General features: G+C 42.0%; 13 protein-coding genes. 1 reads left to right on the top strand and 12 read right to left on the bottom strand.

The annotated features are described in order from the left end of the window. Positions 1–256: 256 nt before the first annotated feature. Together C8N29_RS12710 and C8N29_RS12705 are read right to left on the bottom strand one after the other, a co-directional pair. Complete coding sequence (locus C8N29_RS12710; protein ID WP_107866438.1) at positions 257–1,246, bottom strand: alpha/beta fold hydrolase; 990 nt, start codon at positions 1,244–1,246, stop codon at positions 257–259. Between the two features lie 338 nt (positions 1,247–1,584). Continuing rightward, a complete protein-coding gene (locus C8N29_RS12705; RefSeq protein WP_204509353.1) occupies positions 1,585–2,730 on the bottom strand; it encodes an acyl-CoA dehydrogenase family protein in 1,146 nt (381 codons plus the stop codon). A gap of 198 nt (positions 2,731–2,928) precedes the next feature. Between C8N29_RS12705 and C8N29_RS12700 the strand changes: the two genes are divergently transcribed. Beyond that, positions 2,929–3,561 carry a TetR/AcrR family transcriptional regulator gene (locus C8N29_RS12700; protein WP_107866437.1) on the top strand — a complete coding sequence of 211 codons (633 nt, stop codon included), beginning with the start codon at positions 2,929–2,931 and terminating at the stop codon, positions 3,559–3,561. A gap of 19 nt (positions 3,562–3,580) precedes the next feature. Here the strand turns inward: C8N29_RS12700 and rpoS are convergent, their stop codons facing one another. The 10 genes from rpoS to C8N29_RS12650 all read right to left on the bottom strand — a co-directional run bounded on the left by rpoS (position 3,581) and on the right by C8N29_RS12650 (position 13,385). Beyond that, the gene (rpoS, locus tag C8N29_RS12695) at positions 3,581–4,477 is read right to left on the bottom strand and encodes an RNA polymerase sigma factor RpoS (protein WP_107866436.1); all 897 of its coding nucleotides are present in this window, start codon (positions 4,475–4,477) and stop codon (positions 3,581–3,583) included. Between the two features lie 158 nt (positions 4,478–4,635). After that, positions 4,636–5,481, bottom strand: coding sequence for a peptidoglycan DD-metalloendopeptidase family protein (locus C8N29_RS12690; protein ID WP_239987168.1), 846 nt, complete (start codon positions 5,479–5,481; stop codon positions 4,636–4,638). Between the two features lie 158 nt (positions 5,482–5,639). Further along, complete coding sequence (surE, locus tag C8N29_RS12685; RefSeq protein WP_107866434.1) at positions 5,640–6,410, bottom strand: 5'/3'-nucleotidase SurE; 771 nt, start codon at positions 6,408–6,410, stop codon at positions 5,640–5,642. A gap of 37 nt (positions 6,411–6,447) precedes the next feature. Beyond that, complete coding sequence (ispF, locus tag C8N29_RS12680; protein ID WP_107866433.1) at positions 6,448–6,939, bottom strand: 2-C-methyl-D-erythritol 2,4-cyclodiphosphate synthase; 492 nt, start codon at positions 6,937–6,939, stop codon at positions 6,448–6,450. After that, complete coding sequence (gene ispD, locus C8N29_RS12675) at positions 6,936–7,628, bottom strand: 2-C-methyl-D-erythritol 4-phosphate cytidylyltransferase (RefSeq protein WP_204509352.1); 693 nt, start codon at positions 7,626–7,628, stop codon at positions 6,936–6,938. Before ispD ends, ispF begins: the two co-directional genes overlap by 4 nt. Further along, the gene (gene ftsB, locus C8N29_RS12670) at positions 7,625–7,951 is read right to left on the bottom strand and encodes a cell division protein FtsB (RefSeq protein WP_107866431.1); all 327 of its coding nucleotides are present in this window, start codon (positions 7,949–7,951) and stop codon (positions 7,625–7,627) included. The genes ispD and ftsB overlap by 4 nt, the downstream gene beginning before the upstream one ends. 101 nt (positions 7,952–8,052) lie before the next feature. Beyond that, positions 8,053–9,345: a phosphopyruvate hydratase gene (gene eno, locus C8N29_RS12665; RefSeq protein ID WP_107866430.1), complete on the bottom strand. Its 1,293-nt coding sequence runs from the start codon at positions 9,343–9,345 to the stop codon at positions 8,053–8,055. 61 nt (positions 9,346–9,406) lie between these two features. Next, positions 9,407–10,252, bottom strand: a complete 846-nt coding sequence (gene kdsA, locus C8N29_RS12660; protein WP_107866429.1) for a 3-deoxy-8-phosphooctulonate synthase — start codon at positions 10,250–10,252, stop codon at positions 9,407–9,409. Between the two features lie 76 nt (positions 10,253–10,328). Further along, positions 10,329–11,960: a CTP synthase gene (locus C8N29_RS12655; protein ID WP_107866428.1), complete on the bottom strand. Its 1,632-nt coding sequence runs from the start codon at positions 11,958–11,960 to the stop codon at positions 10,329–10,331. 288 nt (positions 11,961–12,248) lie between these two features. Continuing rightward, the gene (locus tag C8N29_RS12650; RefSeq protein WP_107866427.1) at positions 12,249–13,385 is read right to left on the bottom strand and encodes a porin; all 1,137 of its coding nucleotides are present in this window, start codon (positions 13,383–13,385) and stop codon (positions 12,249–12,251) included. Between the last annotated feature and the right edge of the window lie 53 nt (positions 13,386–13,438).

The raw sequence follows: 13,438 nt of genomic DNA, 5'->3' as shown, positions 1-13,438 counted from the left end.
TCGGCTTTTTCATTGACTTCGTTGCTTTCATAAACACCTCTACTTGCAGTATAAATACTACCTATCAAAGTGTCCTGTTCTATTAAACCATTACACTGTTATGCGACGCACTAATCGATGTTAAGTAACCCAAAGGACAAAAAGTTTATACGACTCAGTGGACTACAGTAATATCTCTCTCCTTACGGGAGAGAGATAAAAATTGCTGCATTTTGACAAAAATGCTCTGCTTTTGCTGGAAGTATCGTATTTTATGTTATTTAACCAAACGACTCTCAAACCAAAAACGATTGAGGTGTTTCGCCGTAGTTGCAGGAACGTCTACCATCGGTAAATGACCAACATCGGCTAATTTACGGACGCGGGCATGAGGAATAAGTTGTTGAAATGTTTCTACGCAAGAATGGTGCAGTACTTGGTCTGCTTCACCCCATAAAATTAATGTGGGTACTTGGACTGCAGATACACCTTGTCGCTCATCATGCAAGGAATGCGCTATCATGTGATGAAACAAATGACGATTGACATGGCGACGTGACACCATTTCTTGCCCCATGGCTGACGCCAATACCAATGATAAAGCCGTACGGTTACGTTCTAGCACAGTGCTAAATAATCTTACTACTTCGGCATAATTATTAGGCACTAAGGTATTTCTTCCTAATAATAAGCCGCGTTCAAAAGCAGTCGAGCCTTGATTACCTTTGACCCCCGCCGCATTCATTAAGGTCAGTGTCGCTGTAATATCAGGATGACGTGCTGCCACCAATCCAGCGATACCGCCACCCATCGAACTCCCAACAAAATGCGCTTTATGTGGCAATATCTGTCTTGCCCATTGCGCAATACGGTCTGCTTGTTGATCTAGACCATATACTTTTTCATGGCGAAAATGGCTTTCGCCCCATGCAGGTAAGTCGGGTACATATAAGCGATAACGCTTAGCTAAAAAAGGTAATAATAACAACCAGTTCTCTTTACTAGAGGCAAATCCGTGTAATAAAACCACGGCTTCACCATGCGGATTGCCACCTTCTAGCCAAACCATGGTTGCACCATCTACTTCCATACGACATTTACGCAAACCAATGACGCGTCCCTGAAGTTCCCGCAGCATAGGCCATACTTGTCCTGTTGGGCGCCATTGGCGAATCGCTTGAGGACAGGCTTTGGGAGCAGATGCAACATAAGCAGGGGCAATTTCATGTACTAGCGCTTTTTCAATGTGTTGTAAAGCATGTGTCATATAGTCAAACCTTTTATTCGTTGTCGCTTGACATTAACATACCGAGCGTCCGATAACAGGTTATTTGAGGTCAAAAACTTGTGATTTGGGGACATTTCAACCCCCAAAGCGCCTAATACAGGGTCATATAAATAACTTTTTAAGGAGGGTTTCTTATCAATTAGCGGCTTTACTGCGCTTTTATGTTAGGGGTATTCCTTTAGAAAATTCGTATTTATTTGCTTATTCAACACATGATATCTCTAAGTCATAAAGCATCCTTATCAATGACTGTCAATTCTAACAGCCATTGATTTATGAGATAAAGCCTGTTGAATATGTTCAATATCAACAGTCGACTACAAAGAGCGAGCAATGATTTCTTTCATAATTTCACTCGTACCACCATAGATACGTTGAACACGTGCATCAGCATACATTTGTGTAATAGGATACTCCAACATATAACCATAACCCCCAAACAACTGCACACACTCATCCATGACTTTACACTCTAATTCACTGCACCATAGTTTCGCCATTGAGGCAATCGTCGTATCCATCGTGCCGTCAATCACACGTTGAATGCAATCGTCAATAAACGTGCGGGCAATGACCGCTTCAGTTTTCATTTCTGCTAATTTGAAGCGCGTATTTTGCATTTCAAAAACAGGCTTACCAAAGGCTTTTCGCTCTTTAGTATAATCAATGGTCAAGGCCAAAGCGCGTTCCACGCGCGCGACCGCAGAGACGCCTAACATAATGCGTTCATACGGTAACTCACTCATTAAATGTGCAAAACCTTTGCCTTCGACACCCCCTAATAAGTTGGCTGCGGGGATACGGACATTATTAAAAAATAATTCACACGTATCTTGGCCTTTTTGACCGAGCTTTTCTAAAATTCGACCGACTTCAAAACCTGCTGCTCCTTTGGTTTCTAATAAAAATAAAGAAACACCTTTAGACCCTGCTTTGCTATCGGTTTTGGTCACCACAACTATTAAATCGGCTAAATAGCCATTAGAAATGAAAATCTTAGAGCCATTAATAATGTAATCATCCCCATCGCGTACAGCGGTCGTACGTATACCTTGTAAATCTGAGCCTGCATTGGGTTCGGACATGGCAATTGCGCCGACCATTTCGCCAGACGCTAATAAGGGTAAGTATTTACGTTTTTGCTCTTCTGTACCTTGATTCAAAATATAGTGAGCAGCAATTGCATGGACATGTACCCCAAAGGCACTATCACCTGCATAGGCTAACTCTTCAAACAAAATAGCCATGTGTGCATACGTACCGCCACTTCCACCATGTTCGTCACTGATATCGGCGAGTAAAATCCCTAACTCGCCTGCTTTACGCCATAAATCACGGTCGACATGCTGCTGTTTACGCCATTTTTCTGCATGTGTCGCAATTTCAGTTTGTACAAAACGACGTACCGTTGAACGATACAACTCTAAATCGGCATCCATCCAAGGCGAACGTTGATTAATCATATTTACTCTCACCGCATCAAAATATCACAGGGTTTAGGCAGCTTATCGGATTAAATAAGGGCTGTTGTCTTTAACTAGATTAGACTTTATAGGTCATTTGACCTATAAATAATACTATCGGTCAGTCGACCTATTTGTCAATGCGGACAAAGATGGCACAATAGGGTTTATTGACTATAGAAAACGATTTTTATCATTATGCTCCATTCTATCCCGACTCTAGATGACAAAATCTCCAATACCACAGATAAAGGTTTATTACGAGCACAAGAAATTTTGCTAGCCGCACAACAAATTTTTATTGAACAAGGCTATGCGGGATTAAGCATGCGAGGGGTTGCTAATCGGCTAAACATCCATTTAAGCACAGTGCAACATTACTATAAAAACAAAGAGTTACTCTTAGAAGCTCTGCTGATTTATATCTTAGATGATTACCAACAACGCATTGCCTATATTTTACAATCCATGCCACACCATAGTCCTCTTGAACGCTTTATGGCGATTATGGATATGTTATTAATCGAGATAAAGCGCCCTGAAATGTACAGTGTTTTTGTGGAAATTTGGGCATTAGCGGGTAGATTAACTGTGGCTGCCGAACTTATACAAACTTTACAAATTCGTGAGCAAAAAGAGTTAACAAAATTAATTTATGGGCTAAACCCCGCTTTAAGTTACGAAGAATGTAAGCTGCGTGCCCTCATGATAGCAACACAAATTCATGGCTTGATGCTTCAGTTGCCTTGTAAAGAGCCATTTTCCCTCGTCAACCAACAACTAGACGCGGCTGCAAGAGCATCCTTTTTACGTCTAGCTATGGGTGATTAGGTGTTCATAGCTCAAATGACTAATGCAAGGTATTTTCAAACAAAGTCTCAGCCGACAATCCCTCACGCATTAAAATTTCGCGCAGACGACGTAAGGCATCTACCTGTATTTGACGTACACGTTCGCGTGTCAATCCGATTTGCTCTCCCACCGTTTCCAGTGTGGCAGCTTCAAAACCAGCCAAACCAAAACGACGCATGAGTACTTCACGCTGACGCTCAGGCAATTGCTCTAACCAATGTTCAAGACTATGACTTAATTCATTGTTTTGTATAGCATCTGCTGGGTCAGGCGTATGTGGGTCAGATAAAGTATCTAGGAGACTTTTATCATTATCGGAGGCAAAACTACTATCAATCGAGGTAACTTTTTCTGTTAAGCCGAGCATTTGTTCGACTGTTGAAATCGGCTTATCTAATAATGTTGCTATTTCTTCGGCACTGGGTTCGTGGTCGAGTTTTTGACTCAATTCACGAGCGGCTCGTAAATATAAATTTAGCTCTTTGACAATATGAACGGGTAATCTAACGGTGCGGGTTTGACTCATCAGCGCCCGCTCAATCGTTTGTCTAATCCACCAAGTGGCATAGGTTGAAAATCGGAATCCTCGCTCAGGGTCGAATTTTTCAACCGCATGAATCAGACCCAAATTCCCTTCTTCAATTAAATCTAAAAATGATAGGCCACGATTAGCATAGCGACGGGCGATTTTGACCACTAAGCGCAGATTGCTTTCAATCATTCTACGTCTAGCACTTTCGACACCTTCCTTTGCCAGTCGGGCAAAATGCACTTCTTCTTCTGCTGATAGCAGAGGTGAAATACCGATGTCATGCAGATAAAGCTGTGTGGCATCGGTAGCGTGTGTGACAGGTGTTTTTTTATTTTTTATTGCTGTTGATTTTTGTGTTGTCATGATACTGCCTCCCCATATTGGGTAGAACTGATAGCGCTTTAGTCAGAGGATAAATACATTATTAACTGAAATTTCTTTCTGTTAGTCTTTATATTTATCTGAATTAGCTATAGCCCCTTTATTGCTAAAATAAGCAAAGGGTGAGCAGTATCGCAATCTTAATTTGGCAAAATGGTTAATGGATCAATGGGTTTACCCTTATAACGAATCTCAAAATGTAATTTATCTCTATCTGTACCCGTAGAACCTACTTCAGCAATCGTTTGCCCCAGTTTAACTCTTTGCCCTTCACTAGCAATAAGTCGGTCATTGTGGGCATAGGCTGTGATGTATTCATCATTATGGCGAAGGATAATCAATTTACCGTATCCGACTAAGCCTTCACCAGCATAAACAACTACACCATCAGCGGATGCTTTAACAATATCACCGCGTTTACCAGCAATGTCGATGCCTTTACTGCCAACACCTTCACTACTAAACCGCTTAAGTAGCTGACCAGTTATTGGCCAACTCCAAGTCAGTGAACCACTTTTACTGATTGCTTGCACGTTTGTGCCGACAGACGGCGTATTTTTAACGACTGTTTCCGCTGGCTTTTTGGCGACCGTTGTACTAGGTGTAGGGTCTTTAATGGGGGTGGCGACAATCGGCTTATTACTTGGGATAGGCTTAGTTGCAGGGACGGTAGCAGGTGCAGGCGTATCTGCATCAGCGGTATCTAAGCGTAGTTGCTGGTCAACATAGATAGTGAATTTTTCATCGAGATTATTGATTTTAGCTAATTCTCGATAATCTTTATCAAATCTCACCGAAATAGAATACAGGGTATCGCCTGCTTTAACCCGATACGTTGGCGGTGCAGCCTGTGTCAATTTGGGCTTTTCGGTTTTAACAGCGTTTGTATTGGGTGCAGGTGGTGTTGCTTCTTTTTTAGATACAGAGGCACATCCTGTCATTAATAACGCAACTAAGGTGGGCGCTAACCATGAATTTTTTGGCATAAGAAGCAAAACTGACATACACTGTTTACACTCTCTAAACGATAGTCGAAGCCTACAATAGACCCCAGTTGAATAAGCACAAAACGCAGCTTACTAAAAGCTAATTCTCAATTAAAATCAAGTAATAACAGCGTTAATTTCATGTAAAATATTGTTTTCTAACCCTGCTTTTTTACTAACCAGTCCGCTAAAGGTGGTAAGGCTTCATGGCTGGTAAGGTCGGTTTGTAATGGTGTCAAACTGACGTAGCCCTGCTCAATCACGGCAAAATCAGTATCTTTATGCGCAGGCTCAGGCTCGCCCATTAAACCAATCCAATATACGGCTCGTCCTCTAGGGTCATGGCTTTTTTGCACCGATAAACCACGCTGGCGTTTACCTAACTGGGTCAATTTAAAGCCTTTAATTGCCTCTATGGGTAAATCTGGCACATTCATGTTGATAATATTGTGTGCAGGTAAGTTGAGCTCATGCCAATGTTCAATTAATGCTTTGACAAGGTCTGCAGCGACAGCAAACGCTGAAGGCTCTGTATGATGTTTAACCTTAGCCCCTGCTAACGACACGGCCAAAGCAGGTTTACCTAAAAACCGACCTTCTAAGGCAGCACCTACCGTACCTGAATAAATGACATCATCACCCAAATTTGCACCTGAATTAATGCCTGTGACAACAAAATCTGGCTCATCGTCAAAAAAACCATTGAGGGCTAAATACACACAATCCGCAGGAGTACCATTCACCGACCAAAAACCATTATCTAATTGTATTGGACGCAAAGGACGGTCTAAGGTTAAGGCGCTGGAATAACCACTGCGTTCAGTTTCTGGTGCCATGACGGTGACTTTTGCAATACGGCTTAAACTCTCTGCCAAGGCAGCCAAGCCTGGTGCAAAAACGCCATCATCATTACTCAGTAAAATATGCATTTTATACTCAATTAGAAAGGAGAAATGAACAAAGATGCTATGAGCCTGATATAGGGACTAACAATACCACTGCGTGGGCTTCTATGCCCTCTTGTCGTCCAACAAAACCTAATTTTTCGGTGGTTGTTGCTTTAATACTCACAGAGTCCGACGTACTTGCTAAGTCCTCAGCGATACGCTGCTGCATTAGGGCTATATGTGGTGCCAACTTAGGCTTTTCAGCCAAAATCGTTAAATCACAATTCCCCAGTTGATAACCTTTTTCCTGTACTAAAGCAAATACTCGGCGTAATAACACACGGCTATCGGCATTTTTATAGGCCATGTCGGTATCAGGAAAATGTTTACCAATATCTCCCAAGGCTAACGCCCCCAATAACGCATCACATAACGCATGTAGAGCAACATCTCCGTCCGAGTGTGCCACTAAACCCTGACTATGAGCGATATTTACACCTGCTAAGGTGATACTGCCACCTTCCCCAAAACGATGCACATCTATACCATGCCCAATACGAGGATATTTCATATTTTCTGCCTATCTAATAAATATTCTGCCAAGGCTAAGTCTTCAAAATAGGTAATTTTAAGATTGTCATAAGCACCTGCTATCAAGCGTGGCTGATACCCTAATAATTCAATCGCGGAGGCTTCATCTGTAACTTGTAAGCCTTGTTGTTGCGCTTGCATCAAGGCCTTGAATAATAACTCGAACCGAAACATTTGCGGTGTCAGTGCCTGCCATAGTTGCTGACGTGGGACAGTATGCGAAATTTTTTGTTCTGCTGTGCCTTGCTTAATGGTATCACGCACTTGATTGGCTAAAATTCCCCCCACTTCATCATGCGCTAACTGCTCAAATAAACGTTGGATATCACTTAACCGCACACAAGGTCGTGCGACATCATGTACCAAGACCCAATCTTGCGCGTGTGCTTGTGTTTGAATGGCTCTTAATCCTGCTAATACAGAGTCAGAACGCTCCGCACCTCCCATAACAAATCGTATTTTTTCAGGCTGTTGAAACGCTAACTGATGAACAAAGTTATCTTGTGGATGAATAGGGATAATCACTTGTTGGATTTGTGATAACTGGGTTAAGCGGTCTACCGTACATTGCATGACCGTTTTCTGACCTAGCGCTAAGTACTGCTTGGGTTTATCTGCGCCAAAACGCTTACCTGTGCCTGCCGCAGGCATGATTAGCCAATAGTTCAAGGTGTTTGCTCTGTCGGTGTTGGTGCAACCACCGTTGCTTTAACAACCCGAAAAAATGTTTCACCTTGTTTAACCATACCTAAATCTAAACGTGCATGCTCTTCAATGGATTCTGTACCATTTTTTAGGTCATTGATTTCTGCTTGTAAGATTTGATTGCGCTCAGTTAAACGTGCATTTTCATCTTTTTGTTGCTCTATTTGTCTCAGTAAATCCTGATAATCTAACAGTCCACCATCACCAATCCATAATAGGCTTTGTAGAGTACAAAAAATGAGTGCCGACATCAAAATAAGCAGTCGACCAAATAATGAATTTAACATGCCATAGCCTTATGACTGAATCAGTATTAACACTAAAAACTAAAAAGCCGTTCTAATTCAGTTAATTAAAACGGCTTCTTGACGCTAAATCTTAACTTAGATTAACGTAAACCGCGAAACTCCGCTCTACCGCGATAAGCCGCTAAACCATCTAACTCTTGCTCAATACGTAATAATTGGTTGTACTTAGACACACGGTCAGAACGGCACAATGAACCCGTTTTGATTTGGCCTGCTGCGGTCGCAACGGCTAAATCAGCAATGGTTGAATCTTCGGTTTCACCAGAACGGTGAGAAATAACGGTGGTATAACCATTACTTTTAGCCAAGTAAATGGCTTCTAAAGTTTCGGTTAAGGTACCAATTTGGTTATATTTGATTAAAATGGAGTTGGCAACACCTTCGTTAATACCACGTTGTAAAATACTTGGATTAGTCACAAATAAATCGTCACCCACCAACTGCACTTTTTCACCAATTTTGTCGGTTAACACTTTCCAACCTGCCCAATCAGATTCATCCAAACCATCTTCGATGGAGATAATGGGATATTGGCGGGTTAAACCCGATAAGTATTCAGCAAAACCTTCGGAATCAAACGATTTACCTTCACCTTCTAAGTGGTAACGACCATCTTTGTAAAATTCACTCGAAGCACAGTCTAAAGCCAACATGACGTTATCACCTGCTTTATAGCCTGCTTTGTCGATGGCTTGCATAATCATCTGCAAGGCTTCTTCGTTGGTGCGTAAGTTAGGGGCAAAACCACCTTCATCACCCACTGCGGTATTTAAGCCTTGGGCTTTTAATACGCTTTTTAAGGCATGAAACACTTCTGCACCACAACGTAACGCTTCAGCAAACGAGGTAAAACCAACAGGCTCAATCATAAACTCTTGAATATCAACGGTATTATCCGCATGTTCGCCACCGTTGATGATGTTCATCATCGGGACTGGCATCGTAAAGATGGTTTGATTATTTAAGCTGGCAATGTATTCATATAAGGGGACTTTTTTCTCTGCGGCGGCAGCACGGGCACAGGCTAAAGAAACGGCTAACATGGCGTTTGCGCCCAAGTTACTTTTGTTTTCTGTGCCATCTAAAGCAATCATGGCGCGGTCGATTTCGCTTTGGTCAAATACCGAGCGTCCCACTAATAACTCACTAATACGGCTGTTGACGTTAGCAACGGCATTTAATACACCTTTGCCCAAATAACGTTTACCGTCTTTATCACGTAACTCTAAGGCTTCACGAGAGCCAGTCGATGCACCACTTGGCGCGCAACCACGTCCCATCACACCTGACTCTAAAATCACATCGGCTTCAATGGTAGGATTGCCACGAGAATCTAAAATTTCACGGGCGCGAATATCAATAATTTGGCTCATTATCCAAACTCCTTAAGGTTAATGACTCATAAGACTGAGCGTCTTATCAAATCAACAGGTATTAATGGGTATCTAATTCAGGGAAATTTTTGACTAAGTCATCAATCGCTTTAACTTGACTTAAAAAACCTTCTAATTGCGATAAACGTAAGGCACAAGGCCCATCACACTTGGCCTGTTCTGGGTCAGGATGGGCTTCTAAAAATAAGCCTGCTAAACCAACCGCCATGCCTGCACGTGCTAATTCAGTGACTTGTGCGCGACGACCGCCTGCCGCATTGGGTAAACCACCGGGCATTTGCAAAGAATGCGTCACGTCAAAAAAAACGGGATAACCCATTTTTTTCATGGTGCCAAAGCCCAGCATATCGACCACTAAATTATTGTAACCAAAGCTACTGCCACGCTCACACAATATGAGTTGGTCGTTACCTGCTTCATTGCATTTTTGGAGGATATGTTTCATTTCTTGTGGGGCTAAAAACTGGGCTTTTTTGATATTGATAATTGCGCCTGTTTTAGCCATCGCCACCACTAAATCAGTTTGACGAGATAAAAATGCAGGTAATTGAATAATGTCGCAGACTTCAGCAACAGGCTGCGCTTGGTAAGGTTCATGTACATCGGTGATAATAGGGACATTAAAAGTCTGCTTGATTTCTTGAAAAATCTTTAAACCTTCGTCTAAACCCGGCCCTCGGTACGATGTCACGGATGAACGATTGGCTTTATCAAACGAGGCCTTAAACACATAAGGGATGCCTAATTTTTGTGTCACGGTCACATAGTGTTCGCAGATACGTAAAGCTAAATCGCGCGATTCTAAAACATTCATGCCACCAAACAAAACAAACGGTAACTCATTGCCCATTTGAATCGTATTAAGCTGAATTATTTTTTGCGTCATGGTTGTCTCCGTGCTGAATGATGTCCTTTTGAAGAAGGATTTAGCCCTAAGTATAGATTGCTTAAGGCTAAGATTATTATTTTTTAGCTTGCATAGCCGCCGCAATAAAACTACTGAATAACGGATGACCACCGCGTGGCGAACTCGTAAACTCAGGATGGAATTGACAAGCCACAAACCACGGATGGTCTGCAATTTCAACCATTTCGACTAAGCTGTTATCGGCACTACGGCCAGACACAATCAATCCTGCTTGTGTTAAACGCTCAACATATTGATTGTTCACTTCATAACGATGACGATGACGTTCTACAATCGTATCTGCGCCATAAATTGTGCGTGCCTTAGTGTCTACTTGCAAATGGCATTGCTGTGCGCCTAAACGCATCGTACCGCCCAAGTTAGAGTCCACACTGCGCGTTTCAACTTCGCCGTTTTCATTTACCCACTCGGTAATCAAACCAATGACAGGATGTTGAAAATGCGGTTGCTTCTTAAACTCCGTTGAATAGGCGCCTTTTAAGCCTGCGACATGACGCGCATATTCAATCACAGCGACTTGCATCCCCAAACAAATACCCAAGTAGGGCACTTTGTTTTCACGGGCATATTGCACAGCAAGAATTTTGCCTTCGGTGCCTCTATCACCAAAACCACCTGGTACTAAAATCGCATCTGCCTCTTGTAAACGTTGCACACCGATTTCTTCTAAAGATTCCGCATCAACATAATCAATTTTGACTTTGGTATGATGATGAATACCCGCATGTAATAAGGCTTCGTTTAACGATTTATACGCATCGGGCAACTCTACATATTTACCCACCATCGCAATCGTGACCTCTTGAGTTGGATGCAATAAGCCATCGACCACCGCATCCCAGTCACTTAAATCGGCAGGTAAACACTTCCAACCAAAACGTTCTAAAATAAATTCGTCTAAGCCTTGCTCATGGAATTTACGGGGAATTTGGTAAATGGTTTGTGCATCTTCGGCCAAAATCACTGCGCGTAATTCAACATTGGTTGAGTTCGCAATTTTTGAGCGTGATTCTTCAGAAATCGTATGGTCAGAGCGACATACTAAAATATCAGGTTGTAAACCAATCGAACGTAATTCTTTGACCGAATGTTGTGTAGGTTTGGTTTTGGTTTCACCTGCGGAGGCAATATAAGGCACTAAGGTTAAGTGCATTAACAAGGAACCTTGAAAGCCCAACTCAACACGCATTTGGCGCACCGCTTCCATAAAGGGCATGGCTTCGATGTCGCCTGCTGTACCGCCAATTTCGATAATGGCAATATCAAACCCTTTTGCCCCTTCACGAATACGGTGTTTAATCATATCGGTGATATGGGGAATCACTTGCACCGTCGCGCCTAAATAATCACCACGACGTTCTTTTTGGATAACGTCAGAGTAAATACGACCACTGGTAAAATTATTGTTTTGTGTCATTTTTGCACGGCGTAAAAAACGCTCGTAATAGCCTAAGTCGAGGTCCGTTTCTGCACCGTCTTCGGTGACAAAGACTTCACCATGCTGATAAGGACTCATGGTGCCGGGGTCAACATTGATATAAGGGTCCATTTTGGTCATGGTGACGCGTAAACCACGGGCTTCCAATAATGCAGCCATTGATGCAGCAGAAATACCTTTACCAAGTGAAGAAACCACACCGCCTGTGACAAAAATATACTTAGTCATGAAAAACCTAGACTGATTATGCAATTAGGAAGGTTGGACTGGGCGTTAAACGGTCATTTTGTGTGAATGCAAGCGGCAAATGACAGAAAATTTGTTTTGACACGATGCAAAACTTCTGCTTTTTATGCACACACACGACCATAAAATACCAAGCCTTGAAGAATGACGCGGATTCTAACAGGACATCGGTTTTGTCTCAATAAAATAAAAAACCCGCTGTGCGCGGGTTACTTAAAAACATGTCCTTATGGAGGCTTTCCTTAGCCTTTAATCTTTGGTGTCTCTAAATTAAAACTTAGTTTCCATACCAATCGCTAAAATGTTGGTTTCAATGTTATTTATTGCCACTTTTTTAGTTTCTTCTTGCATGGTATACCATACAAAAGCGCGAGTTTTAGAACTGAAGTTATAGTCAGCACCAATAGTGGCTTGTGTCTTTTCAACATTAGCCGTAGCCGCTAAACCGTCTGTATCATCTGCTTCGGCAGCACTGTACTGTGCCTTGAAAACAATATCATTTAACTTATATGCAGCACCCAACAAATATGCAGTTTCTGCATCATCATACATTTTTCCATCTGCACGCTTTGTTTCAACAACCGCACTGCTAGTGCTATATAACGCATTTAAAGTTAAATCAGCTATTTTATAAGAGCCAACTAGACGCATCGTATCGTTTTCACGACTACTAAATACGGCAGAGCTGCCGTTAATACCCATATCTGCTGCTAACGCTAAATATAGACCTGATTCTTCATTATGATGCACAATTGATAGCGAATTACCATTTGTCGCTTTACTTGCCGTATCTTGAGTCTGAGCCATGATATTGAACTGAGTATTCATGATTTTTGGCGATTCATAACCAATCACATTGTTGATACGATTTTCACCAGCAATAGTAAACTGCATATCCGCCGCAAAATCATTAAACAAATCCACTTTGCCTTGAGCCAACTTTAAATAGGTATCATATTTACCCATTTTGATTGTACCAAAGTCTTGATGCTTGATACCGATAAAACGATTACGTTGCGTTAAATCTAAGCGATTACCGTTGGAAATGGTTGATGTTGATGTGGCTTTACCATCGGTACTGTCTGCTTTACCATCACCGTTTGTATCAACGGCAGTGGTTGTGCTCGCAGATAAACGACTAATATCATCACCATCTGCTGTCACTTCCCATTCAATACCATAAACAGCACTTAATGTACCTGTTAATTCTGCTTCACCTTTTACACCAAAGCGAGAGGCATTGCTTTGCATACGGGTAAATTCTTGGTCATTCACAGAACCATCTCTATCTTGTTCATAGGCCTCAGCAGATAAATTGATTTGACCATATACTTTGGGGTTAGCTTGTGCGGTTAATGGCGCAACTGTTGCAGATAATACGGCTAAAGCAATGAGATTACGTTTCATGGGATGAGTCTCCTCAGACCTTTATTTACGATTAAAAACTTATCATTCAACTG

The sequence above is a fragment of the Agitococcus lubricus genome (assembly GCF_003051055.1).
Lineage (GTDB): Bacteria > Pseudomonadota > Gammaproteobacteria > Pseudomonadales > Moraxellaceae > Agitococcus > Agitococcus lubricus.
This window is presented reverse-complemented; position numbering and strand designations above follow the sequence as displayed.

Coding starts and splice junctions, on each gene's coding strand:
- C8N29_RS12710 (WP_107866438.1), bottom strand. CDS start 1,246: ATGACACATGCTTTACAACACATTGAAAAAGCGCTAGTACATGAAATT.
- ispF (WP_107866433.1), bottom strand. CDS start 6,939: ATGAAATATCCTCGTATTGGGCATGGTATAGATGTGCATCGTTTTGGG.
- kdsA (WP_107866429.1), bottom strand. CDS start 10,252: ATGACGCAAAAAATAATTCAGCTTAATACGATTCAAATGGGCAATGAG.
- ftsB (WP_107866431.1), bottom strand. CDS start 7,951: ATGTTAAATTCATTATTTGGTCGACTGCTTATTTTGATGTCGGCACTC.
- C8N29_RS12700 (WP_107866437.1), top strand. CDS start 2,929: ATGCTCCATTCTATCCCGACTCTAGATGACAAAATCTCCAATACCACA.
- eno (WP_107866430.1), bottom strand. CDS start 9,345: ATGAGCCAAATTATTGATATTCGCGCCCGTGAAATTTTAGATTCTCGT.
- C8N29_RS12705 (WP_204509353.1), bottom strand. CDS start 2,730: ATGATTAATCAACGTTCGCCTTGGATGGATGCCGATTTAGAGTTGTAT.
- rpoS (WP_107866436.1), bottom strand. CDS start 4,477: ATGACAACACAAAAATCAACAGCAATAAAAAATAAAAAAACACCTGTC.
- C8N29_RS12650 (WP_107866427.1), bottom strand. CDS start 13,385: ATGAAACGTAATCTCATTGCTTTAGCCGTATTATCTGCAACAGTTGCG.
- C8N29_RS12655 (WP_107866428.1), bottom strand. CDS start 11,960: ATGACTAAGTATATTTTTGTCACAGGCGGTGTGGTTTCTTCACTTGGT.
- surE (WP_107866434.1), bottom strand. CDS start 6,410: ATGCATATTTTACTGAGTAATGATGATGGCGTTTTTGCACCAGGCTTG.
- C8N29_RS12690 (WP_239987168.1), bottom strand. CDS start 5,481: ATGCCAAAAAATTCATGGTTAGCGCCCACCTTAGTTGCGTTATTAATG.